Raw genomic sequence first — 19,392 nt, 5'->3', positions numbered from 1 at the left:
CGAGGGTGTGGCCGGCGCCCGCCGCGGCCCCCCCCCCCCCCCCCATACCGGGCGCGCGCCGGGGGGGTTGGGGCCCGGGGTGGGCCCGGGGGGGGGGCCCGCCGCGCGGGGGGGCGCGCCCCCCCCCCCGTACGTGCGCCGGGGCGCGTGCGCCGGCTGTCAGGAGACCGCCTTGGCCAGGTACGCGACGAGCCCTTCCGCCAGGTCGCGGGCGGTCGCGGCGTCGAAGACGTCCGTCGCGTACTCCAGGACTCCGGTGATGCCGGCGGGCTCGCCCCCGGGGGTGAAGTGCTCCACGACCTTGAAGCACAGGTCGAACTTGGCGACGCCCGTCTCGACGGGCTCGAAGCGGGCGGTGAGCCCGGACGGCCGGGGCGGTTCGACGTCCTGTACCTGGAAGGCCAGCATCACCTGGGCCAGCGGGTGGTACGCCAGCGAGCGGGCCGGGTTGACCAGCTCGACCACGTACTCGAAGGGCAGGTCCGGGTGGGCGAAAGCGGCCAGGTCGGCCTCCCGCACCCGGTCCAGCAGGGCGGCGAAGTCCGGGGCGCCCGCCGTGTCGGTGCGCAGCACCAGCGTGCGGACGAAGAATCCGACGAGGTCCTCCAGGGCGGGCTCCCCCCGGTCGGAGACCACGGCGGCCACCACCACGTCCTCGCCCGCGCCGCGGTCCGACAGCAGGGCCGCGAGCGCCGCGTGGACCACCGTGAAGCCGGTGGTGCGGTGGGTCCGGGCCAGGTCCCGCAGCACCCGGTGGGTGGCGGCGTCCACCGCGAAGGGCACGCCGGCGCCGTCCCCGGAGCGGACCGGCGGCCGGGGCCGGTCCAGCGGCAGGGGCATGGCGTCGGGCAGCCCGGCGAGCCGCTCCTCCCAGAACCGGTACTGCCGGCGGACCAGGCCGCAGGGTTCGGCGTCGGCCGCGGCGAACAGGTCGCGCTGCCAGACGGCGTAGTCGGCGTACTGCACCGGCAGCGGCGCCCAGTCGGGCGCGCGGCCCGCGGTGCGCGCGTCGTAGGCGGCGGTGAGGTCGCGCAGCAGCGGGTGCAGGGAGACGCCGTCGCAGGCGGCGTGGTGGGTGACGACGAGCAGCAGGTGCTCCTCCTCCCCCAGGACGAAGAGCGTGGCCCGCACCGGCAGGTCGGCTCCGAGATCGAACGGGACCCGGGCGGCGGCGCGCACGGCCGCGTCCAGGTCCTCGGGGGCCACGGGCACCCGCTCCAGGGCGGGGACCGCGTCGGCCCCCTCGCGGACCCGCTGGACGATCTGCCCGTCCTCCATGCGCAGTACGGTCCGCAGCACGTGGTGGCGGTCGGCCACGTCGGCCAGGGCCCGGCGCAGGGCGGGCACGTCGAGCGGACCGGTCAGCCGCAGGGCGACGGGCTCGTTGTAGCCGGGGCCGGGACCCTCCAGCTGGTCGAGCACCCACAGGCTCTGCTGGGCGAACGAGGCGGGGGCCGGCCCGCTGCCGGTGCGGGCGGCGAGGGGCGGTCGGGCGGGCTCCACCCGGTCGAGGAGGGTGGCGAGTTCGGCCACGGTGGGGTGGGCCAGGACCTCGCCGAGGGCCAGCTCCACCTGGAACTCCTTGCGGAGCCGGGCGGTCAGGTCGCCGCCGAGCAGGGAGTTCCCGCCGACGTCGTAGAAGCCGTCGTGGATGCCGACGGCGGGCAGTCCGAGGACCTCGGCGAAGATCCGGGCGAGCCGTTCCTCGTTCCCGGTGCGGGGCATCCCGGCGGGGTCCGTGGTGGCCGGCGCGGGCGCGGGCAGTGCGTGGCGGTCCACCTTGCCGTTGGAGTTGAGCGGGAAGCGGTCCACCACGGTGAAGGTGGCGGGCACCATGGCGGGCGGCAGGGTGCGGCGCAGCGCGGCCCGGACGGCGGCGCCCAGGGTGGCGGGGTCGGCGTCCGGGGCCGGGACCAGGTAGGCGTCGATCCGGCGCTGCCCGGCCTCGCCCGCGGTGACGAGGACGGTGTCGCGGACGCCGGGGGTGGTGCGCAAGGCGGCTTCGATCTCGCCGAGTTCGACGCGCATGCCGCGGATCTTGACCTGGTGGTCGGTGCGGCCGAGGTAGTCGAGGGTGCCGTCGGGGCGGCGGCGCACCAGGTCGCCGGTCCGGTACATGCGGGAGCCGGGCGGCCCGTAGGGGTCGGGCAGGAAGCGGTCGGCGGTCAGGCCGGGGCGTCCGGCGTAGCCGCGGGCCAGGCAGGGCCCGGCCGCGTACAGCTCACCCGCCACCCCCTCCGGGACCAGGCGCAGCGCCTCGTCGAGGACGTACACGGCGGTGTTGTGAACGGGCCGCCCGATCGGTGCGCCGGCGGGCCAGTCCTCCTCGGCGGCGGGCAGGACGTACGAGGTGACGGCGTGGGTCTCGGTGGGGCCGTAGTGGTTGTGCAGGCGGCGGCCGGGCCGCTGCCGGCAGAACGCGCGGACGGCCTCGCTGAGCACCAGGGCCTCTCCGGCCTGCGCGAGGTGCGCCAGCGCGGGCAGGGTGCGGCCCTGCTCCAGGGCGGCGCGGCACAGCAGCTCGATCACGATGTTGGGGGCGAACAGGTCGGTGACGCCGTGCTCCTCCAGCCAGGGCGCGAAGGCGTGCGGGGTGCGGCGCACGTCCTCGGGGACGATCGCGAGGGCCGCGCCGGACAGGAGGGTGGAGAGCATCTCCTGCAGGGAGATGTCGAAGCTGAGGGAGGTGAACTGGACGGTGGTCCGGCCGGGGCCGCCGGGCAGTTCGTCCAGGTGCCAGGTGAGGAGGTTCATGACGGCGCGGACGGTCATGAGGACGCCCTTCGGGCGGCCGGTCGAGCCCGAGGTGTACAGCAGGTACGCCCCCGACTCACCCCTCACCACCGGCCGCGCACCCACCGGAGCACGCTCACACCCCGACAGCTCCGCATCCAGCACCAGCAACTCCACCCCCACACCCGCCAACCGCCCGGCACCCGCCGCATCCGTCACCACCACCACCGGACCGGCATCCTCCAGCATCAACCGCACCCGCTCCCACGGCAGCTCCGGATCCACCGGCAGATACACACCCCCCGCCTTCATCACCCCCACGAACGCCGTCACCGCACGCTCCGAACGCGGCAACAACACCGCCACCACCGACTCCGCACCCACCCCCCGCGCCCGAAGCGACCACGCCACCCGATCCGCCCGCCCATCCAACTCCCCGTAGGAGTAGATCCGTTCGCCGTCGAGGACCGCGGGTTCCTCGCCCCACCGGGCGACGCCCTCCTCGAACCAGCCGGCCGGGGATCCGGGGCGGACCTGCGCGTCGGGCCCGGTGGCGATCAGCCCGGCCGCCTCGCCGGGCAGGAGCAGGCCCAACTCAGCGAAGGGCGTGTCGGGTTCGCGTACGGCCCGGGTGAGGACGCGGGCGAGCCGGTCGCAGAGGTTCTGGGCGCCGGTGCGGGTGAGTGCTGCGACCGGGTAGGTCAGCTCGACGCGCAGGGAGGGTTCGGTCCGCAGGCCGAACCACAGTTCACCGGGCCGTACGGGTGGCCGGCCGACGGCGGCGCCGACCCGCAGCAGGGGCCGTCCGGGGGTGCCGCGCAACGCGTTGACGGCGTCCTCCACCTCCCGGTGGGGGACGCCGTCGTGGGCGTGCGCGGCCTCCTCCTCGGCGCGTACCGCCGCGACCAGCGGCCGCAGGGCCGCCTCGGCGCCGCCGCTGATCCGCAGCACCCGCACCTGCGCGGGGTCGTCCTGTGCGGTGGTGCCCACCGGCAGGTCGGTGCCCGCCCGCAGGGCGAGCAGCAGCCCCGCCACCGCGGCGGTGAAGACGGTGCCGGTACCGGCCGCGGCGCCGACGGCGAGCCGGGCCATCGGGCCGGCCAGCCGGGGGTCGAGCCGGCAGCGCACGGTGGCGGTGCGTCCGGTGCCGTCGGCCGCGCCGAGGCCGGGCAGGTCGAGGGTGTCGGTGAGCTCGGCCAGGGCCTGGTTCCGCGAGGCGGAAAGGCGCGGCTGGGTCGGTTGGATCGGCTGGGTCGGCTGGGTCGGCTGGGTCGGCTGGGTCGGCTGGGTCGCCATGGTGTGGCTTCTCTCGTTCCGGGCCGCGGCACCGCGGCCACAGGGGTGGGCTGCGTGAGGGTGTGCGGGCCGGTACGCGGGGCCGGCTCAGCTGACGAGCACGGCCTTCATCACGGTCCCGGCGGCGATGTCCGCCAGGGCCTGCGCGTTGTCCTCCAGGGCGTATGGGGTGACCAGCCGGGCCAGGTCGAAGCGGGCGGTCAGCGCGGGCAGCAGGGACACGTACTCGACGAGGTGGGCGCCGGTGAAGGCCCAGGAGCCGACCACGTCGAGCTGCCGGTACACGATCTGGTGCGGGTTGACCGTCGTGTCGCCGCTGTCGGTGTACTGGCCGACGACCAGGTACGAACCGCCGCGCCGGGCGAGCCGCAGGCCCTGGTCGATGGCGCCGGGCGCGCCGGTGGCCTCGATGACCAGGTCGGCGCCGCGGCCGCCGGTGAGGTCGAGCACCTCGGCGAGGGCGGCGCCCGGGTCCTCGGCCTCCACCACGTTGACGTGGTGGTCGCCGATGCCGGCCGCGGCGGCCGCCGACAGCCGGGCCGCCGGACCGCCGGCCAGGACGACCCGGCCGGCCCCGGCGAGCTGTGCCAGCGCGGCGGCGGCCAGTCCGACGGGCCCGCTGCCCTGGACGACGACGGTTTCGCCCAGACGCACGGGGCGTCGTTCGAAGAGGGCGTGGACCATGGTCGGTCCGGCGCAGGCGAAGGCCATGGCGGCGAGCGGGTCGATGCCTTCGGGCATCTTGACGACGGTGGTGCCGGGCCGCAGGGCGATGTACTCCGCCCAGGAGCCGGACAGGCCGGGCTCCTGGTCCACGGGGCGGTTGACCCCGTAGGTGCGGCGCTGCTCGCACAGGGTGGGTTCGCGGTGGATGCGGCAGGGCACGCAGGTGCCGCAGGCGATGGAGGAAGCCCACATCACCTGGTCGCCGACGCGCAGTGGGCTGCCGTGGACGTCGGTGCCGCCGCGGGCCCCGACCTCGTGGACCGTGCCGAGCCCCTCGTGGCCGAGGACCAGCGGGGTGGGCACCTCCAGATGGCCCTGCTGGAGGTGGAGGTCGGTGCCGCAGACCCCGCCGTAGCGGCTCGCGACGACCAGGCCGCCGGCGGGGGCGGGCGGGACCGGCAGCTTGCGCAGTTCCAGGGGCTCGCCGAACTCGGCGAGGACGACGGCTCGTGCGACGGCGCTCACACCATCACCTCCAGCTCCGCGATCAGGTCGTGGTCCACGGTTTCCAGCGGTGCGGTGTCCCGGCCGACGACGTACTCGGGGCGCGGCTCGCCCACCGGGCGGGGCACGTTGGCCACGTCGTTGTACGTGACGATGAGCAGTCGGCGGGGGAAGGGGGCCATGTTCGGCGCGGAGCCGTGCACGATCTCCGGGTCGAAGAGGACGACGGTGCCGGCTGCGCCCTTGGCGCTGAACAGGCCGTGGCGGTCGACGAGCCCGGTCATCTCGCCGGGGGTGAGGGCGATGTCCTCGGGGTCGACGTGCTGTTCGGAGGCGGCGTCGCCCTCGGCGCGGCCCTTCTTGACGAGGCCGTCGCGGTGGGAGCCGGGGCAGAAGATGACCGGCCCGTTGAACTCGTCGATGTCGTCGAAGAAGACGCCGACGTTGACCAGGCGGGGTTCGGCCAGGTTGTCGGCCATCTGCCAGGCGGCGAAGTCCTGGTGCCAGGACCAGCCCGACCCGGAGAACGGCGCCTTCGCATTGATCTTGAACTGGTAGATGTAGGCCTCGGAGTCGAGGAGTTGGCGTACCGGGCCGAGGATCCGCGGGGAGCGGACGAGTCCGGCGAACTCGGGCTGGCGCAGGTGGGAGGCGTAGACGGCACGGACCTCGGCGCTGTCGCGTTCGACGACGCGCTGGTCGCCGGGGACGGCGCTGTCGCGGACGAAGGCGGCCCGCAGGGCGTCGATCTCCTCCTGGCCGAACAGCCGGTCGAGGATCAGAAAGCCTTGGCTCCGGTAGGTCCGTATCTGCTCGTGACTGAGCTGCATGTGATCACTCTGCTCATGGACGGGGTCGGTCAGGACCAGATTTCGAGCGGACCGCGGCCGGTCACGCCCAGGAAGAACGAGAGGCTGACCCGCCGGCCCGCACCGCCGATCGCGTTGACCGCGTGCAGGTTGCGCGAGTCGAACAGGACGGCGTCGCCCGCACGGGGGGCCACTTCCGCCACCGGCTCGCCCTCGACCACCTTCTCGTCGTAGCCGTAGCCGTCCCGGTGGATCTCGTCGGCGGGCCGCCAGCGGCGCCGGTAGACCCGGGTCTCCCCGCCCGACTCGGGCATGGAGAGGTACCAGTTCAGGGTGAGGAAGCTGGCGGGGGTCTCGTCGAGGATCCCGGGGAACTCCCGCACGATCTCGTCGAAGTGCAGCTTCGCTCCGCTGGGGATCTCCCGGATCATGCCCGCGAAGAGGTCGCGGCCGCGGGACCGGGCGGGCACCACGGCATCGCCCCAGGCCCGCGACACCCGGTCGACGGCCAGGTCCAGCGGGTCGCGGCCGTGGTGCAGCCGGCCGCGCAGCCGGACCGCCTCCTCGGCGATCCGCCAGTACTCGTCGGTGAGGGTGTGCGCACCGTAGAAGTCGTACGCGGCCGGCCCGATCTTGGCGATGGGCGGGAAGATGAGGTTCTCGTCGTACGCGCCGAACTCCCGGTGGTCCAGCCCCTCCATGATCGCGGCGCACTCCTCCGGCGTGGAGAAGCCGCGGATCCGCACGGCACCCAGGGTGCCGACCGCGAGGCGCAGGATGTGGTCACGGGTCAGCTCGTCGACGGTCTCGGCATCGAAGAGGGTGAAGATCGGGGACGCATTGGTGCTGACGTCGAGCAGGTCAGGCATCGTGCTCCTCCATGAACCGGCGCAGGCTCAGCGGGCGCATGTCCGTCCACAGCTCCTCGATGCGGCCGAGGCAGGCCTCCTTGGGAGCGGGGTCGCCGACGGCCTCCCAGCCGGGCGGCACCTCGCGGCCGGCCCGCCACACCGAGTACTGCTCCTCGTGGTTGCGGACGACGAAGTACAGCTCGGCGGCGGTCAGGGTCTCGTTACTCATGGACGCCTCCAACGGCGATCGGAAAGAGGGTGCTGGGGCCGGCGCTGCCGGCGGCGAGGTCGCGGGGGTCGTCCTCGGTGATCAGGCTGAGCCCGACCGCGTACTCGATGAAGTCGCGCTCGCCGCGCTCGGTGGAACGGGCCAGGGCCAGGGCCGCGGCCCGGCGGTCGTCCTCGTCGCGGTCCTGGGAGAGCTTGAACCGGCCGACCATCTCGTCGATCTCCAGCTCGAAGCCGACGATGCCGCCGATGAGGCGGCCGATCCGCGGGTCGTCGGCGCGCAGCCGATTGTCCGTCTGGGAGTGCTCGGCGATCCCGATCAGCCCGCGCACCAGCTCGCCCTGGTCCTCCACCACCCGGACCCGGCCGCGGACGTGCACGGACATGGAGTTCCAGGTGGGCAGCGGGTCACTGGCGAACACCGCGGGCGGCATGTACGCGTTGGGTCCGTGGAAGACCGCCAGCATGCGCCGGCCGTCCAGCAGGGCCGCGTGCTCGTTGGCCCGGTCGAGGTGCCCGAAGAGGACGCCCTTGGATCCCCGTGACGGGTCGAGGACCAGCGGGAGGTGGGTGGCGAACGGCTCGTCGCCGGAGCGCGCGGAGATCAGGGTGGCGAAGCGGTAGCGCTCCATCAGCGCCTGGAGCTTGTCCTGGTCGTGCTCCAGGTACCAGTGGGGCGGGTAGGCGGCGCTCGCCGTGCGGGCCGTGGCGCCACCGCCCGCAGTGCCTGCGGCTGCGCGGCCGGCGAGGACCGGGCAGCCACCGGTGACGGGGGTCGGGAGCCGGTCGGCGATCCCGTCCGCGATCTCCTTCGACCGGAACGGCAGCAGCGAGAGCAGGGTATCGCCCAGTCCGAACTGGGACTCGCCGAAGCCCTGGAGGTACAGCCCGGCGCGCAGTTCCGGCCGGGTCCGGGCCCGGTAGTCGCGGGTGAGGGAGACGTCGACGCCGTTCTCCTCCAGGACCAGGTACGGCAGGACCTCCCCGAAGACGGCCGGGTCCAGGGTGCGGTCGTAGCCGGTGGCCAGCACCACGCCGTCGCAGGCGAGCTGCTCGTCGGGACGTCCGTCGAGCCGGGCCCCGAGGGTGGCGAGCAGCCCGTCGCCGTCCTCGTGGACGGCCGCGAGCCGGGAGAAGGAGTGGATGTGCAGCCGCCTGCGGCCCTTGACCTCGTCCAGGTAGTCCGTCTGGAAGAGCCGCTCCAGCAGGTCTTCGCGGACCACGCCGTAGTTGGCGTCGCGCAGCTGCCCGGCGACGACCGACCGTCGGCCCGGCTCCATCCGGTAGAAGGAGTCCGCGCTGGAGGAGTAGAACTGCTGGTTCACGAAAGGGCTGTTGTCGGTGGGCTGCAGGGTGTAGCCGGAGACGGCCAGGTGCACCTCGGCCCGGTCGTAGTGGGTCAGCAGGTACTCGGCGATCTCCCCCGCGCTCTGGCCGCCGCCGGCGACCAGGAAGCGCAGCGACTGGTCGTGGTCCTTGAACTGGGCGGGGAAGCGGGTGAGGAACTCCCCGGAGTGGACGACGGTGGGCGCCTTCGCGATGTCGGCCGGCTGCCGCACGGGCCGGCCGCCGCCCGCATGGACCACGTTGCGGGTCCACACGCTGGTGCGCAGTCCGGTGGCCACGTCCTCGGTCTCCACCCGGAACAGCGTTAGGTCCTCGCTGCCGCCCGGCGCCCTCTCGGGTATGACCCGCAGGACTTGGGTGCCGAATCGCACCTGGTCGGTGAAGTCGCGGGCCACCCACTTGAGGTAGTCGTCGTACTCGATGCGCGTGGGCCGGAACTCGTCGAGGTTGACGAACCGTTCCAGGCGGCCCTTCGCCTTGGTGTACTGGAGGAACGAATAGGGGCTGGCCGGATTGCGCAGGGACACCAGGTCCTTGAGGAAGGAGATCTGCATCCTCGCCCCGTCGATGAGCATGCCGGGGTGCCATTCCACTCCCGGCCGGCGCTCGACGTAGAGGCAGGAGATCGGCAGTTCCTGTTCCCGCACGCACACGGCGAGGGCCAGGTTGGACGGCCCGAATCCGATGCCCACCAGGTCGTACGGTACGTCGGCGGCCGAACCCAGCGGGGATGGCCCGTGGTTTCCGGTCGTCTCGCCATCGCTTCTCACGAAAACTCCTCCAGGGGTTCTTTCCGTCGGTGCCAGTGGTGCACCTCGTGGGGCGGGCTCGGCAGCTGGGTGCGGACGGTCTTGCGGCCGCGAAGCGCGGGGTTCCCGGGCGATGTCCCGAGGATGCCGCACCGCCGGACGCGGGCGATCGACTGTCCTGCACGGTCGAACGCCCGGCCGGCCGCGGTCCGTCAGACGCCGAGCCGCGCCTTGACGTCCGCGAAGTAGGGGATGTGCCGGTAGTCCTTCGCCACGGAGTCGTAGTCCGTGTACGCGTGCGTGAACTCCAGCAGGCGCGCCTTGACCGCCTCGACGGGCTCCCGGTGGATCCGGCTCTCGATGGACTCGATCCGGGAGAGGAAGTCGCGCAGTACGTCGGGGAGGGCGGGGGTGAGCCGGATCCGGCCGTCGTGCAGGCCGATCCCGCCGTGGCCCTCCAGGAAGTTGAAGAGCAGCTGAGAGGCGACGGCGTCGTAGTTGGGGCGGGGTATGCCCTCCACCGCGTACCGCAGCAGCCGCTCGGCCAGAATGAACTCGTATGCTGCCAGGGCCTGTTCGCGCGGGAGGTCCTTGTCGTGGAGGCAGGCGAGCATGCCCGACACGTCCACCCGCAGCTCTTCCAGGCCGGCCAGCGCCTTCATCTTCTTCGCCGGCAGGAATTCCGGGATGGGCATGTCGCCCTGGCGGTGGTGGTACTCGTGCAGGCGCACCCACCAGGACGAGGCCTGCTCGATCTTCGCGTCGGGCGCGCCCTGGATCAGCGGGAAGCTGCCGGGGGCCATCACCTCGTCGATCAGCAGCCGCGTGACCTTGTTGTGGCGGGTCACGAACTTGTCGATGAAGTAGAAGATGAGGTCCTCGGGCTGCTGGATGCCGTCGAGGTGGTTCTCGGGGAAGAGCGCGACGACCACGCGGGAGCCGAAGCCGGCCGTCTTCCCCGTGATGTTGACGGGCATGGTGTTGCTGGCGTAGCGCTCGGCCAGGTACGGGTCCGTCGGCAGGGTGTCGTAGGTGAGGTAGTCGAGGCTCAGGCGCGGGAAGTACGAGGCGTCGAAGAGCGAGAACACGTGCCGGTCGCGGCGGTTGTTGATGTGCGCCTTGGTGGCGTCGAGGCGGCTGCCGGGCCGGAAGACGTCCAGGTCGTCCAGGAAGGCCTGGACGGCGGGCAGCCGGCGCAGCACGCGGCTGGAGCCGATCCGGCGGGAGAGCTCCTTGAGCTCGGTCTCCTCGCGCAGGAACTGTCGTTCGGGGAGGCTCGCGCGGATCTTCTCGACCTCCGCGAACACCTCGGTCATGTCAGCCATGGAATGCCCTTCCGGGAGGGTTGTGGCGGGTACGGCGGATCGCCCCCCGGGAGGGGGTGCGGCACTGCGTGCGGGCGGCGGCGCGGGCCGGGGGCGGGCGCCGGGCGTCAGCAGGCGGTGCGGTGGCGCTCTTCCAGTGCGGCGGCGAACTCGGACCAGGCGTACGCGTACTCGCGGGCCAGCGTGGCGACCGAGTCGATGTTGTGGGACGGCACGCGCTGCGCGATCTCGGGGCAGGCGGCGACGCCGCGGTGGCACCCGTCCAGCCAGCGCAGCAGCCGGCGGCCGATGTTGTTGTAGCGCAGCGAGGGGTCCTTGGTGAGGGCCGCGATGATGGCCGCGGGGTTGGCCGGGGCCTCCTCCCGCTCCGGCTCGGGACGCAGCCGCGCGGGGGGCGCGGCGTCGAGGTCGGGCTCCTCCTCCGGCTGGACGGGGCGGCGCCGCGGCACCGGCTCCTCGCCCGCCTGGACCCGCTTGCGGACGTCGTGGACGGTGGACGGGGAGACGCCGACCTGCTGGGCGATCTCGCGGATCGAGGCGCCGGGATCCCGCATGAGCAGCTCGTAGACCTTCATGCGGCCGCTCGATCCGTCCACGGGCCGGACCCGGCCGTCCTTGCCCACCCGCATGCCGGCCGAGGCACCGGCGGGGGCGGCCCGGGAGCTGCGGATCCTGCCTATGGTCCCGGCCGAGAGCCCGGTCAGGGAGGCGATCATCCGGTTCGACCAGTGCGGGTGGCTCGTGACCAGCCGGGCGGCGGCGGCCGTGCACTCGCTGCGGGAGAGGACCAGGCCGCGGCCGCGCACCGTGTTGAGGCGGACCGCGAGGACGAAGGCGTCGGCGGCGCTGCCGTCGACCATGCGGGCGGCAATCTGCTCGCGGCCCGCAAGGGCGGCGGCCCGCACCCGGTGCCGGCCGTCCACGACGCGCATGGTCGGGCGGTGCACGACGATCGGCGGCAGGGTGTCGGCCGCGGCGGCCAGGTTCCGGCAGTGGTCCTCGTTGGTGCCGCCGGTCCGGGGGGAGCCCGACAGGCGCAGGGCACGCAGGGGGACCGCGACCACGGGGAGGTGGTCCAGGTGCAGGGCCTCCGGGCCGAGGACGTCGAGCGGCGCGCCGGCGTCGGCGCTGACCGTGTCGGCGGGCGCGGAGACCGCGGTGTCGGTGAGGGTGTGGGTGAGGAGGTCGGTGGGACTGGGTTCGGTCAGGGAAAGAGAGGTGCTCACGTGTTCCTCCGGGCGGTTCCGCCGCGGTGCCGTCTGCGCGAGGAGAGAGGAAAGGGAAATTCCGCGGAATTGCGCGGCACCGTCGGCGCTTTCACCGCTCGGATCGCCGCACGGCACAGGATTCGATGGAACAACCGGCGAGAACGGGAGTCGCCATCATCGTGTGCCAGCACAGGGCGAGCGCGGATTGCGCTACCTCGCCCTCGTCCTTTCCCTTCATGAACAGGACTGCGGAGAAGCCGGTCGTCGACGACACGACTCGTACGTGTTCGAGTCCGTCGGCTTCTCGGGTGTGTGCCCAGAACGCGTCGGTCAGCACAGCTGCGTCCATGTGCTGATCAGCCCTTTCAGGGCCCGCGTTGACTACGACAACGGCCGCGTACATGGGGCGTCCTTCGGTCGCCGTCGCGGTGACGGTCAGCCCCAGCCGAATCCGTCGCCGTCGGCGTTGGTAGAGGTGACGGTGGTGCCGAGATCGGCTACGGCCACCGTTGCGGACGTCTCCTCGGTGCGGGGGAATGCGCCGGCCGAACCCGCGGCAGGAACGACGACACTGGCGATGACGGAAATACCGATGAGGGTCCGGGCCATGAGGAGAGAGACGTTCTTCACAGTAATCCTTCCAAGGGGCCGCCCCGCGGAAATTCTCCGCGGTCTGTCCGGCGGGGTGGGGGGCGTTCCTGCGTATGGAAGAAGAATGGCCTGCGGAAAATGCCGTGTCAGTACCGGTCGCGTTGCACCAACAGGCCAGGCACCTTGGAGCCGTGCCCCGGGCGCGGCGGCCGTCCGTTGGCCTCGTCAATCGCCGTCGTGTCCCCATGCGGCCATGCAGCAACCTGCCATGCCCTCCTCAAGCCGTTCTCAAGCGGGCCGCGAGGACGCCGGAGCCGCCCCGGGCGGCCGTGGCCGGGGGCGGCTCCTGTGGGGGGCGGCTCCTGTGGGGGGGCGGCTCCTGTGGGGCGGGGTCAGCGCAACCAGACGTCCCGCTCGTGGTCGCGACCGGACGGGCCGGGGCTGCGGGACAACTCCTGCCCGTAGCCGGGGCGTTCGAGCAGCAGGCCGGTCATGAGGGTGGTCACCAGGGCCATGACCACCATCGCGGTGAACAACCGGCTGTCCAACGCCCCCAGCCCGAGGCCCACGTTCAGGATGACCAGTTCGGTCAGTCCGCGGGCGTTGAGCAGGACGCCGAGCGCGACCGACTCGCGCCCGGGACCCCCGACAGGCGGGCCGCGGAGGCGGCTCCCGCGAACTTGCCCACACAGGCCACCACGATCACGGCGACGACCATGAGCACGCCCCGTTCGCCCAGGCCCCGGAGGTCCACCGACAGCCCGGTCACGGTGAAGAAGACCGGCAGCAGGAAGAGGCTGGTCTGCTCGATGCGCTCGGCGACCTCGGGGGCGTGCCCCTCGACCCGGTCCCGCGGTACCGCGGCGCCGAACGCGAAGGCACCGAAGACGGCGTGCAGCCCGGTGGCGTTGGTGGCCCACGCGGACAGGAACAGGCCGGTGACCAGGATGGCGTGGACGAGGGAGCTGCCGGCGGCACGGCGCCGTCCGGGAACCAACAGCCTGCGCAGCCCCGGTCGCACCACGTAGACGAGGAACAGGAGGAAGAGGGCCGACTCCAGCACCATCCGCACCAGCGGCCACGGCGCGCTCGCGGTGGCGATCACGACGATCACGGCCAGCCCTGCGCCCAGCACGAAGGGCAGCGCGACGGAGCTGAGGGACACCACCGTGACCTGCCGTCCGCTCCCCCGGAGCTGGGCCACGTCGAACTGGTAGCCCACCCCGAACATGAAGAGGACGAGACCGAGTTGGGCGAGCGCCTGCAGGAGCGGCCGCGTGTCCGCCGGGAACAGCAGGTCCGCGGGACGGCCGGGGAGGAGGCCCAGCAGGCTGGGCCCCAGGGCAAGGCCGGCGATGATCTCCATCATCACCGCGGGCTGTCGGAGGCGTTGGGCGAGCCGGGCGAAGACGAAGGCGAGGATCAGGGCCAGACCCGCGAGCATGCTCCCTGTCACTGCATCGGGAGGCCGTGCAGCGATCACATGGGGTTCCAAGACGGTCGGCCCTCCCCGTTCGGCGGCTGTCGATGGCGGAACGACGGTCCGGCGCCGGGGCCGTCCCGTCCACGGTGTACCCGCAGACCGGTGGCACCGCGAGGGGCGGCCCGGCCAAAGCCGGAGGAGAATGGGAAGCAGCTCACGGAGGGTCATGCTTCCCCTTGCCCGATCGGCCGGCCGCGCGCTGACCGCGGTGCTCCTGAGCACGGTGGTCGCGTGGGGCACGCCCGTAGCCGCTCTTCCTGCCGGCCCGCCGGTCCAGGTCCTGGCAGCGAGGTACCTCACGCTCGACCCCACCCAGGGACCGCCCGGCAGCAGGGTGGCGGTCCACGGCTACGGATTCACCGCCTGCCTTACGCGTCCGAGTGACGACGCCGCCGAGCCGGAGCCCGGCGAGATCAGCGTCGCCTGGCCGGGCAGCGACAACCCCAGCGTCACGAGGGCCAAGCCCAACGGTGAATTCGAGACCACCGTCATGGTTCCGTCCGAGGCCACTCCCCGCTCGGACCCTTATCGGGTCACCGCCCTCTGCACGGACAACCGGAAGCTCAGGGCGGCCGCCGACTTCACCGTCACGTCCCCGGTCGGGCCGCCGGACCTGGGGCTGGACCCGACCGAGGGTCCCGTGCGGACGCCGGTCACGGTGACCGGCACCGGGTTCGAGGACTGCACCGCGGACGGCGGCCAGGGCGGTACGGTCACGCTGAAGTGGGACGACAGCCCGCTGCTGCCCGACCCGCCGGCGGACATCACGGCGGACGGCGGCGCGTTCACGGCCGTGGTCACCGTGCCGCCCGATGCGGAGGCCGGTGAGTACACGGTCACGGCGACCTGCGCCGAGGACGAGCAGGTGTCCGCCGAGGAGCGCTTCGAGGTGACCGGCGCCGGGCCCTCGCCACGACCGGGAGTGCCGGACGTGCAGGTGGCTCCCGCCTCGGCTCAGGCCGGCGGGGCGTCCCTCACCGTATCCGGTTCCGGATTCAACTGTCCGCAGGTGGAGGTCCTGTGGGACGGAGAGCGGCGCGACACGGTCGAGCCCGGTGGGGACGGGACCTTCCGGACCACACTGGACGTGCCCTCGGATGCGGGTGAGGGCGCGTACACGGTACGCGGCCAGTGCGCGGCGGACCGGACCGTGGGCGACGAGGCCGCATTCACCGTCATCGGCATCCTTCCCGGCCCCACGACTCCGACTCCGAGTGTGTCCTCGGCCACCCCCAGCCAGAATCCCCGCCCCGACGGCCACGTCCCCCTGGGCCTGATCGTCGGCTCCTGCATGCTCGGCGCGGCCGTGCTGGCCGCCGCGGCGTACGTGTTCGTCACCCACCGCCCCCGCGGGCCTCGCTGGGTCCACCAGCACGTGGACTACCGGCCGGGCGCCGCCCCCGTGGCGACGGACGTGGCCGAGCCCTCCGGCACCGGCGGCGGCCCGCCGACCCGCTCCGTACGGCTGGAACCGCACCCGGACCCGGGTGACCAGACCCTGGAGGAGGACTCATGACCACGGCTCCCGTCATCGAGCCCCTCACCGTCCGGGCCCTGCTGCTCGGCGCCGAGGGGCAGGCCCCCGAAGCGCTCGCCGACGCCCTGCACGCCCATGGCGCGGTGGCGGGCACCCTCCCGGGCGTAGCCGGCCTGACCTCCGCGGCGGACCGGGCCGTGGAGCGCGAGCTGGCCAACGTCGTCAACGGCTTCCTGGACCTCGACCTCGTCTCCCTGGTGGCGTCGGGCTGGTCCAAGTCCCAGGCCCTCAAGGAGGCCGCGCGCCGCACGCGCCGGTATCCCGGCAGCGAGGAGGTCGTCGCGCTCGCCACCCACAGCATCACCTCCGCCCACCACCCGTCGGTGGACCTCCTCGTGGACGGTGCCCGGGCCGCCACCGTCGGCGTGGATCTCACCGTGCACTTCCGGATCTCCGGGCTCGTCGCGGCCGTCCGCGACGGCCTGCTGGTCGCCGTCCACAGCGGGCAGTGCGCGGTGGAGGCCGAACTCGCGGTGCGGGACGCCGTGGTCGCCTCCCGCGAGGGGCGGCTGGACCTCCCCGCCACGCTGCGTCTGCGCGAGCCGATCGACCTGCTGCCGCCCCGGCCGCCCGTCCCGCCCACGGCGTCGGCCGCGCCCCTCCCCCCGCCCCCGCCGCTCCCGCCGGCTCACTGAGGTCGCGGGTAGACCCTGGACTGCTTCACACTGCCGAAGGCGAAGCTCGACTCGATCGACGCGATGCCCGGAATGGCGTGAATCCGATGCCGCACCAGGGCCTCGTAGGCCTCCAGGCTTTCGATCACGACGCGCAGCAGATAGTCGCTGCTGCCCGCCATCAGGTAGCAGTCCTGGATGTGCTCGATGACCGCGACGTGCTCCTCGAAGATCCGGACCGCCTCCGCGGTGTGGCGTTCCAGCCGTATCCGGACGAACACGGTGATCGGGAGGCCGAAGGCGACCTGGTCGACCATGGCGGTGTAACCGCGGATCAGGCCGGCCTCCTCCAGGCGCCGCACCCGGCGCAGACAGGGTGACGGGGACAGCCTGACCCGGTCGGCCAGTTCCTGGTTGGACAGCCGTCCGTCGGCCTGCAACTCCCGGATGATCTGCAGGTCGACCGCGTCCATACCCACTCCACACGCCTCGTTCTTGGCAGATTCTGCCCCCACGCTATGCCTGGGAGGCAGAACTCGCAATCGGCTGCCCCGCACAAGGATCTACCGTTGCCCCGTGGCCGGATCCGGCCCTTTGAGGCTGGAGGAGCCCCCTTGGTGACCGCGAACACCGTGCCCGCGACGGCACCCCCGCAGGGCGCTCCCGCGGCCCGCCGCGGGCTCTCCCCGCAGGCCCGGGGAACCCTGGCCCTGGTGGTGACCGTGCTGATCTGGGCGGCCTTCGCCCTCAGCGCCCGCGCCCTCGCCTCCTCCTCCCTGCGGCCCGCCGACGCCGCCCTGCTGCGCTTCGGCGTCCCGCTCGTCGTCCTGGCGCCCGCACTGTGGCGGCGGCGCCGGCAGCTCGCCGCCGTCCGGCCGGCCGCCGCGCTCAAGATCATCTGCGGTGCGGGGGTGCCGTTCTTCCTGGCGGCCATGTACGGCGGCTCGCTGACCTCGGCGGCCTTCGTCGGCTCGATCGTTCCCGGCATGGTCCCGCTGTTCGTCTCCGCGCTCGTGATCGCCGGCGGCCGCGGCGCGCCCCGGGGCACCCAGACCGCCGGGCTCGCCCTGATCGCGACGGGCGTGGTGGCCCTGGTCTGGCGCTACGTCGTCCCGCTCGACACGGGGGTGCTCGCCGGCGCCGGCATCCTGCTCGTGGCCAGCGGGCTGTGGGCCCTCTACACGGTGGGCCTCAAGGAGGTGGACCTCGACCCCGTCGGATCGATCGGCCTGCTGTGCCTGCCCTCTTTCGCCGTGATGGCCGTACTGGCCCTGGCCGGGGTGCTCCCCACCGGCCTCGGATCCGCCGCGGGCAGTGACATCGTCCTGTTCCTGGTGGTGCAGGGGTTGGGGGTGGGCCTGTGCGCGGGTCTGCTGTACGCCTTCGCCATCCGCAGGCTCGGCGCGGAGCGCGCCTCCGTCGGCGGGAGCCTCAGCCCCGTCGCCGTGGTGCTGCTCGCCGTCCCCCTGCTCCACGAGTCGCCGACCGCCGCCGTGCTCCTCGGCGTCCCCCTCATCACCGCGGGTGTGGTCCTGGCCAACCGTCGGCCCCGGCCCCGGACCGCGCCCGTTCCCGTCCCCGTTCCCGCCGATCCCGAGTCCGAGGTCTCCGTAGATGCTTGAGCTGCTCCTCCCGCCGCCCGTCGACCCGCTGTGGGACCTGACCGAGGCTTACGGGGCCGACGCCCGGCCCGAGCGCCTGAACCTCGTCCTCGGCGTCTACCGCGACCACACGGGCGGCACCCCGGTCATGACGGCCGTGCGCGAGGCCGAGATACGCCTGGCGCAGCGGTCCGCCTCGAAGGAGTACCGGGGGCTCTCCGGCAACACCGCCTTCAACCGCGCGATGGTCTCGATGGTGCTGGGCTCGGCCCCCGGCGGCGCGGCCGAGCGGGCCGTGGCGGTCCAGACCGTCGCGGGCAGCGGCGCGCTGCGGCTGCTGGCCGACCTGGTCTGCCGGACCCGCCCGGGCACCACGGTGTGGATCAGCGACCCGGCGTACGTCAACCACCGGCCCATCCTGGAGGCGGCCGGGCTGAACGTGCGCACGTACGGCTGGCTCGACGCGGAGGGCGGCTTCGACGCCGACGGCATGCTGGGGGGCCTGGCGCAGGCGCGCCGGGACGACGTGGTCCTGCTGCAGGGCTGCTGCCACAACCCCACCGGGGTCGATCCCTCGGCCCAGGTCTGGGAGGCGCTGGCCGAACTGGCCGTGCGCGCGGGCTGGGTCCCGTTCGTCGACCTCGCGTACCACGGGCTCGGCGACGGCCTGGAAGCGGACCTGGCGGCCACGCGGATGCTCGCGGAGCGGGTGCCGGAGATGCTCGTCGCGGTGAGCTGTTCGAAGAACTTCGGCCTCTACAGCGACCGTACCGGCTGCGCCATCGTGGTCGGGGCGTCCCGGGGCTCGCTGCGGCACGTGGAGACGGCGCTGCAGAACGCGGCCCGCACGCTCTACTCCATGCCCCCGGAGCACGGCGCCGCGGTCGTGGCCGCGGTCTTGGAGGACGACGGGCTGCGGGCCGCCTGGCGCGGTGAGCTGGAGGCCATGCGCGGGCGGATCGAGGCCAACCGGTCGGGTCTGGCGGACGAATTGAGCGCGCTCGGGTGGGACCGGCAGGCGCAGGTGCTCGCGCGGCAGAAGGGGATGTTCTCGATGCTGCCGCTCTCGCCGCGTCAGATGCTGCGGCTGCGCAGTGGTTTCGCCATCTACGGGACCACCTCGGGACGGATCAACATCGCGGGGATCCCGGCGCACCGGGTTCCCTGCCTCGCCCGGGGCATCGCGGCGGTTCTCGCCGAGGACACCGACCGGGCCTCCGCCGGGGCCGCCGTCCAGGGCGTCTAGCCCGCGGTTCCCGGTCGTCGCCCTCCGGGCACCGGGAGACGATGGGGTGCGGTACTGCCGGCTCGCGGCCGGTGAGGGGCTCCGATGGCGCGGCCGACGCTTCCGGCCGGCCGTCGTACACGACTTCCAGGACAGGCTCATCGCGCTGGACCTGCGGACCGGCTCCGTGTTGCGGCGAGCCGGGGAGCACCTGCGGCCGTGCGCCTTCGCAGCCGGTGCCGTCGTGGCGGTGAGCGGTGGACCTCACCGCCCGCGGCCCTGCCGCCCTGGGCCCGCGAGCTTGAACGACACACGTGAACTCGGCCTGCACGCCGAGGCGGACGAGTGCGCCGCCGAGCCCGGCGTGGTGGCGGCCCGGACCCGCGAGGCGCGCGGGGCCGTACGGGTCGACGTGGCGGGGCCCTCGATGGAGGTGTTGCCCGAGCCGCCGCAGTCGCCGGAATCGGAACCGGAACCGACTGCCCGCTCCCGCGCGGCCCCGCCGCCTTCGCCGCTCGGTGCCGATGTCGTGGACCACGGGTGGGTGAACTCGCGGTGGAGCTCACTGTTCATCCCGACTCGGACGCGGTCGCCCTGCTGCGGTGGACGTCCCCACGTCCGCCCC

At 73.3% G+C, this 19,392-nt stretch carries 17 protein-coding genes; 4 read left to right on the top strand and 13 right to left on the bottom strand.

All coding sequences use genetic code 11. The annotated features are described in order from the left end of the window. Positions 1-159: 159 nt before the first annotated feature. The 12 genes from AB0B01_RS18960 to AB0B01_RS18905 form a co-directional block, all read right to left on the bottom strand. Entirely contained in the window at positions 160-4,029 is a 3,870-nt protein-coding gene (locus AB0B01_RS18960; RefSeq protein WP_361719967.1) for an amino acid adenylation domain-containing protein, read from the bottom strand. Between the two features lie 87 nt (positions 4,030-4,116). After that, a complete protein-coding gene (locus AB0B01_RS18955; RefSeq protein ID WP_361719964.1) occupies positions 4,117-5,220 on the bottom strand; it encodes a zinc-binding dehydrogenase in 1,104 nt (367 codons plus the stop codon). Continuing rightward, on the bottom strand, positions 5,217-6,029 hold the full coding sequence (locus AB0B01_RS18950; protein ID WP_361719961.1) for a phytanoyl-CoA dioxygenase family protein: 813 nt from the start codon (positions 6,027-6,029) through the stop codon (positions 5,217-5,219). Before AB0B01_RS18950 ends, AB0B01_RS18955 begins: the two co-directional genes overlap by 4 nt. Positions 6,030-6,058: 29 nt before the next feature. Beyond that, the gene (locus AB0B01_RS18945) at positions 6,059-6,877 is read right to left on the bottom strand and encodes a 2OG-Fe(II) oxygenase (RefSeq protein WP_361719958.1); all 819 of its coding nucleotides are present in this window, start codon (positions 6,875-6,877) and stop codon (positions 6,059-6,061) included. Next, complete coding sequence (locus AB0B01_RS18940; protein ID WP_356848767.1) at positions 6,870-7,088, bottom strand: MbtH family NRPS accessory protein; 219 nt, start codon at positions 7,086-7,088, stop codon at positions 6,870-6,872. Before AB0B01_RS18940 ends, AB0B01_RS18945 begins: the two co-directional genes overlap by 8 nt. Then, entirely contained in the window at positions 7,081-9,204 is a 2,124-nt protein-coding gene (locus tag AB0B01_RS18935) for a SidA/IucD/PvdA family monooxygenase (protein WP_361719954.1), read from the bottom strand. Before AB0B01_RS18935 ends, AB0B01_RS18940 begins: the two co-directional genes overlap by 8 nt. Before the next feature lie 191 nt (positions 9,205-9,395). Beyond that, entirely contained in the window at positions 9,396-10,508 is a 1,113-nt protein-coding gene (locus tag AB0B01_RS18930; protein WP_361719951.1) for a DUF6421 family protein, read from the bottom strand. 107 nt (positions 10,509-10,615) lie between these two features. Continuing rightward, the gene (locus AB0B01_RS18925; protein ID WP_361719948.1) at positions 10,616-11,734 is read right to left on the bottom strand and encodes a winged helix-turn-helix transcriptional regulator; all 1,119 of its coding nucleotides are present in this window, start codon (positions 11,732-11,734) and stop codon (positions 10,616-10,618) included. A gap of 91 nt (positions 11,735-11,825) precedes the next feature. After that, a complete protein-coding gene (locus AB0B01_RS18920; RefSeq protein WP_356848761.1) occupies positions 11,826-12,119 on the bottom strand; it encodes a hypothetical protein in 294 nt (97 codons plus the stop codon). Positions 12,120-12,151: 32 nt separating this feature from the next. Continuing rightward, a complete protein-coding gene (locus AB0B01_RS18915) occupies positions 12,152-12,346 on the bottom strand; it encodes a hypothetical protein (RefSeq protein WP_361719945.1) in 195 nt (64 codons plus the stop codon). Between the two features lie 353 nt (positions 12,347-12,699). After that, positions 12,700-12,876, bottom strand: a complete 177-nt coding sequence (locus AB0B01_RS18910; RefSeq protein WP_361719942.1) for a hypothetical protein — start codon at positions 12,874-12,876, stop codon at positions 12,700-12,702. Between the two features lie 20 nt (positions 12,877-12,896). Continuing rightward, positions 12,897-13,751, bottom strand: a complete 855-nt coding sequence (locus AB0B01_RS18905; protein WP_361719939.1) for a cation:proton antiporter — start codon at positions 13,749-13,751, stop codon at positions 12,897-12,899. Between the two features lie 205 nt (positions 13,752-13,956). Between AB0B01_RS18905 and AB0B01_RS18900 the strand changes: the two genes are divergently transcribed. Both AB0B01_RS18900 and AB0B01_RS18895 read left to right on the top strand, forming a co-directional pair. Beyond that, entirely contained in the window at positions 13,957-15,306 is a 1,350-nt protein-coding gene (locus AB0B01_RS18900; protein ID WP_361719936.1) for a hypothetical protein, read from the top strand. Beyond that, entirely contained in the window at positions 15,303-15,962 is a 660-nt protein-coding gene (locus AB0B01_RS18895; protein WP_361719933.1) for a hypothetical protein, read from the top strand. Before AB0B01_RS18900 ends, AB0B01_RS18895 begins: the two co-directional genes overlap by 4 nt. Here AB0B01_RS18895 and AB0B01_RS18890 read toward each other — a convergent pair. Beyond that, positions 15,956-16,414, bottom strand: a complete 459-nt coding sequence (locus AB0B01_RS18890; RefSeq protein ID WP_361719930.1) for an Lrp/AsnC family transcriptional regulator — start codon at positions 16,412-16,414, stop codon at positions 15,956-15,958. The two genes, AB0B01_RS18895 and AB0B01_RS18890, sit on opposite strands and share 7 nt — an antisense overlap. 144 nt (positions 16,415-16,558) lie before the next feature. Here AB0B01_RS18890 and AB0B01_RS18885 point away from each other — a divergent pair, with 144 nt between their 5' ends. Further along, positions 16,559-17,563 carry a DMT family transporter gene (locus AB0B01_RS18885; RefSeq protein ID WP_361719927.1) on the top strand — a complete coding sequence of 335 codons (1,005 nt, stop codon included), beginning with the start codon at positions 16,559-16,561 and terminating at the stop codon, positions 17,561-17,563. Beyond that, positions 17,556-18,788 (top strand): aromatic amino acid transaminase, encoded by a 1,233-nt coding sequence (locus AB0B01_RS18880; RefSeq protein ID WP_361719924.1) that lies wholly within the window; start codon positions 17,556-17,558, stop codon positions 18,786-18,788. The genes AB0B01_RS18885 and AB0B01_RS18880 overlap by 8 nt, the downstream gene beginning before the upstream one ends. Positions 18,789-19,392 lie beyond the last annotated feature (604 nt).

Source organism: Streptomyces sp. NPDC044571 (assembly GCF_040647115.1).
Lineage (GTDB): Bacteria > Actinomycetota > Actinomycetes > Streptomycetales > Streptomycetaceae > Streptomyces.
This window is presented reverse-complemented; position numbering and strand designations above follow the sequence as displayed.

Bases quoted from the DNA above. Each gene is read 5' to 3' on its own strand.
- AB0B01_RS18960 (WP_361719967.1), bottom strand. From the start codon at position 4,029: ATGGCGACCCAGCCGACCCAGCCGACCCAGCCGACCCAGCCGACCCAG.
- AB0B01_RS18950 (WP_361719961.1), bottom strand. From the start codon at position 6,029: ATGCAGCTCAGTCACGAGCAGATACGGACCTACCGGAGCCAAGGCTTT.
- AB0B01_RS18945 (WP_361719958.1), bottom strand. From the start codon at position 6,877: ATGCCTGACCTGCTCGACGTCAGCACCAATGCGTCCCCGATCTTCACC.
- AB0B01_RS18940 (WP_356848767.1), bottom strand. From the start codon at position 7,088: ATGAGTAACGAGACCCTGACCGCCGCCGAGCTGTACTTCGTCGTCCGC.
- AB0B01_RS18930 (WP_361719951.1), bottom strand. From the start codon at position 10,508: ATGGCTGACATGACCGAGGTGTTCGCGGAGGTCGAGAAGATCCGCGCG.
- AB0B01_RS18920 (WP_356848761.1), bottom strand. From the start codon at position 12,119: ATGTACGCGGCCGTTGTCGTAGTCAACGCGGGCCCTGAAAGGGCTGAT.
- AB0B01_RS18905 (WP_361719939.1), bottom strand. From the start codon at position 13,751: ATGCTCGCGGGTCTGGCCCTGATCCTCGCCTTCGTCTTCGCCCGGCTC.
- AB0B01_RS18900 (WP_361719936.1), top strand. From the start codon at position 13,957: ATGCTTCCCCTTGCCCGATCGGCCGGCCGCGCGCTGACCGCGGTGCTC.
- AB0B01_RS18895 (WP_361719933.1), top strand. From the start codon at position 15,303: ATGACCACGGCTCCCGTCATCGAGCCCCTCACCGTCCGGGCCCTGCTG.
- AB0B01_RS18890 (WP_361719930.1), bottom strand. From the start codon at position 16,414: ATGGACGCGGTCGACCTGCAGATCATCCGGGAGTTGCAGGCCGACGGA.
- AB0B01_RS18880 (WP_361719924.1), top strand. From the start codon at position 17,556: ATGCTTGAGCTGCTCCTCCCGCCGCCCGTCGACCCGCTGTGGGACCTG.